Genomic DNA, 1,282 nt, shown 5'->3' on the forward strand with positions numbered 1-1,282 from the left:
CGCTTTATCACTGACTTTTACTTTAAGTTCTCGTCGACTGAACGTAAACCCAAGAAAGCTACGCTCCCAAGGGCGGCCTACAGCACTCTTCCGAGTATTCACTGTGAGTCGCAGTGATTCTTCGATAAAGCATTGCAGGCTTTTCATCACGCGTTCACCCGCTGTTTTGCTACTGACAAACACCACAAAGTCATCAGCATAGCGGGCAAACCGAAGGTTCCTCTGTTCCAGTTCCCGGTCCAGATTGTTCAGCACGATATTTGAAAGGACGGGTGATAGTGGGCCACCTTGTGGTACACCCTTCAAACTGGCTTGTTTCATTCCATTTATATAGACGCCGGCTTTCAGGTAACGATTGATTAATCGAAGCAGTATCACGTCCTTGTGTCGTGACCTGAGTCGCGTCATCAGCAGGTCATGATTAACGTTGTCGAAGAACGCTTCAAGATCACAGTCTACTACCCAGTTAAATCCATCCCGCATGACCGCTTGTGCATAATCGATAGACTGATGAGCGTTTCGGTGAGGCCGGAATCCATAACTGTTGTTGTGGAATTCACAGTCCCATTCCTCCTGCATAATCTGGGCTATGGCTTGCTGTATCAGGCGATCAAAAACGGTAGGTATTCCCAGTTTACGTTTGCGGCCATCTGGTTTAGGGATTTCCACACGCAATACAGGTTTGGGTGAGTAGACTCCTTCTATAAGTTGCTGCCGTATCATCGACCAATGTCGTTTGAGAAAAGCTGGAAGGTCATCGACGGTCATGCCATCAACGCCCGGAGCCCCCTTATTACGTTGAACCTGTTTCAGCGCACGCACCAGATTATTCCTGTCCAGTACCCGCGCCATCAAAGATGAACAAAAGGTGGATTTTGGTTCAATCGGGTCTCCCGATTCCGGTTCATCCTCCGGAGTTTCCAGAGACAACGACAGTTGTTTAACAGATGCCATCCGAAATCACTTCCCCAACGATTACTCTCCGAGATTTGTTCAGGCCTTCAGTGGCAAGAGACCACCTATTATGCCTTCTGCTGACTTCTGCACTGCGGTCACACCCGATTGCTCCGGTGTCAGTTGTTCCTTCAACACAGTGCAGATCTCCCGAGGTAAGACACTTAACTTTCACTGCGTAAACGCCCAATTTATAAAACGTACCCCGATTGCAGATGGAAGGCTTAATGGTCACGTGCCCACTGGCCTCGAGTACGTCACACCTCATATTGGGTTTCTGTTCGTCGCCCCGCAGTTTTGCGTTAGGCTTCCTTCAGACCCTGCCTCG

Annotated in this window: 1 protein-coding gene; it reads right to left on the reverse strand. The window is 49.1% G+C overall.

What is annotated here, in order from left to right; genetic code table 11:
* On the reverse strand, positions 1-954 hold a 954-nt coding region (gene ltrA / locus Q1B11_RS20160; protein WP_299735801.1), incomplete at its 3' end, for a group II intron reverse transcriptase/maturase.
* Positions 955-1,282: the final 328 nt, after the last annotated feature.

The sequence above is a fragment of the uncultured Endozoicomonas sp. genome, from assembly GCF_947495845.1.
GTDB lineage: Bacteria > Pseudomonadota > Gammaproteobacteria > Pseudomonadales > Endozoicomonadaceae > Endozoicomonas.